The 2,380-nt window shown below is 47.1% G+C and carries 2 protein-coding genes; one reads left to right on the top strand and one right to left on the bottom strand.

Features of this window, described 5'->3' with window-relative positions:
* The first annotated feature begins 160 nt into the window (after window positions 1-160).
* Complete coding sequence (locus ACR2PX_RS16960; protein WP_434000543.1) at window positions 161-1,468, top strand: NCS2 family permease; 1,308 nt, start codon at window positions 161-163, stop codon at window positions 1,466-1,468.
* Between the two features lie 110 nt (window positions 1,469-1,578).
* Here ACR2PX_RS16960 and ACR2PX_RS16955 read toward each other — a convergent pair whose 3' ends face one another.
* The gene (locus tag ACR2PX_RS16955; RefSeq protein WP_434000542.1) at window positions 1,579-2,292 is read right to left on the bottom strand and encodes a hypothetical protein; all 714 of its coding nucleotides are present in this window, start codon (window positions 2,290-2,292) and stop codon (window positions 1,579-1,581) included.
* Window positions 2,293-2,380: the final 88 nt, after the last annotated feature.

The following is a 2,380-nucleotide window of genomic DNA, read 5'->3' as shown; positions in this document are numbered from 1 at the left end:
CGAAGCCTTCAATGGTGTCATCAAGCGGATAATATACAAGGCATGTGGTTACAATGATCTTGATTATCTCTATCTAAAAATCAGGCAGGAGGCCCAAAAATGATCAGCCAACCTGTAAAAGGGCCTTTATTTCAACGTTGCTCCCACATAAGTGAGTCACATGCTGAACAAAGTTAAGCAGTACTTTGAGTTCGATAAGTTCAACACCAATTTCAGAACGGAAATCTTTGCTGGCCTGACCGTTTTCCTGGCTATGTCGTATATCCTGAGTGTTAACCCGGCCATTCTGGGGAACACAGGTATGGATAAGGGGGCCGTGTTTACAGCGACAGCGCTTTCTTCTGCTTTTGCCTGTTTTGTGATGGGAGTTTTTGCCCGTTACCCGGTTGTTTTGGCACCGGCCATGGGCATGAACGCCTTATTTACCTACGGCACGGTTATTGCCCTGGACATCCCCTGGGAAACGGCTATCTCAGGTATATTTGTGTCCGGTATTATTTTCTTCGTGCTGTCGATCAGTGGTGTTCGGGAGAAGGTGATCAAAGCAGTGCCTGCTGACATGAAGTATGCCGTGACTGCAGCCCTGGGCTTTTTTATCTGCTTTATTGGCTTGAGAAATGCCGGAATCATTACCGACAACAAAGCGACGCTGGTACAGCTGGGAGATTTGACCGAGCCTTCCGTTATGCTGGCTCTGGCTGGACTGGTTCTGACCGTCTTTCTGATCGCCAGAGGCATGAAACTGGCCGTCTTTTTTGGTGTTTTGCTGACGACCCTGGTGGGTATTGCTGTCGGTCTGAACCCAATGCCAGAAGGTATCGTGGCGGCGCCTCCGAGTCTGGCTCCTACCTTTGGTGCTGCAATCACGCACTTGCCCAATGTCTTTACCATGGAGATGATGGTGGTGATTATCACCTTCCTGTTCATCGACTTTTTTGATGCTGTGGGTACCATTATTGCTGTCTGTAACGGAATTGGTGTTGTGGATAAAAAGGGCAATATTCCCAATGTTCGCTCAGCACTGTTTGCCGATGCCTCCGGCACCATTGTCGGCTCTGTGCTGGGAACCAGCAGTATTACTTCCTATTCAGAATCAGCTGTAGCAGTAGGTAGTGGTGGTCGTACAGGTTTTACTTCGCTGGTAACCGCTTTTTGTATGCTGGTTGCGTTGTTCTTCTTTCCATTGATTGCTGTTTTTACAACAGTCAGCACGTCACCTGCCCTGATAGCCGTGGGTGTATTTATGGCCAGCAGTATGGCGAAGATTGACTGGACGAAAATGGAATACAAAATTCCGGCGTTCTTCACCATCATCATTACGATTCTGTCGTACAGTCTGGTAGACGGTATTGCTTTTGGTTTTACGCTTTATCCCATTTCAATGATCGCCCAGGGACGTGGACGCGAAGTATCAACCACCATGTATGTGCTTTGTGGCATCTTTATGATGTATTACTTCTTCCTTTAAGTTAGGCAGCCTCCTGGCCAGTCTTCAGAAAGGAGGCTGGCTTTCAAATCTTATAGTTGCACCTGTAGTGGGGGGCTTGAAGCTCGGTAAGAGCTGCCTCCACACCCTCATTAAATAGGGCTGTATTCCTGATGCAGGTTTCTCCTGGCACGATAAAAGTACACTAATATGCTGCCAAGAACTGTGACCTCCACCAATGTGGCAGGCACAGTTGTACTAATTACGCCTTTCTGTGCTGAGTTGAGTCCACCCGAATTGACCTTATACTGCTCAAAACCACTGCTTTTGACGACAAACCGGCGAAAACCGGAAACATCAGTTGTCGTATCACGAAGAAACGGTGTGCTATAGCCTGAGATAAGCATCTCCAGGTAAACGGGATGCCAGAGGTAGTCCGCAGCAGACCAGCCTCCTCCGAGTTGTATATCGAATTTTCTCCCTGCCAGCTGCCACTGCATACGATCATCGTCGTAATACATCAGATGTAGGGAAGTCACCTCATCAGTGGTTGAGTTTAGCCATTGGCTGATACAGTCCTTTAATTCAAAGTTGGATACTTCCAGAACATAAGAGGCATTTAAGTGGGTGCCGAGGGCCTTATTATTATCATTACTCTCCACTTTTACACCGCAGCCTGGTGAAGGGTGAGCGACATCATTGATAAGAGAGAAGACATTATTGTTTTCATCGACTGTTGCCAGGGTCCATAACGTCGGGGATTTACTGTGATCGAGATGATCTATATGAATTTCAAGCCCGGGAATTTCTTCACGGGTATTCAGGCTGGCTCGATGTATAGGAATTTCAAAGCACAGGTAGAACACCTTTCGTCGTATAGTTTTGCCGGATTTTCCTGAGAAGCAGTCAGGCTGTTTTCCCTGATTCTAAAAAACATCAGTTTTACAGGTAATG

The sequence above is a fragment of the Endozoicomonas sp. genome (assembly GCF_051008435.1).
Classification (GTDB): Bacteria; Pseudomonadota; Gammaproteobacteria; order Pseudomonadales; family Endozoicomonadaceae; genus Endozoicomonas_A.
This window is presented reverse-complemented; position numbering and strand designations above follow the sequence as displayed.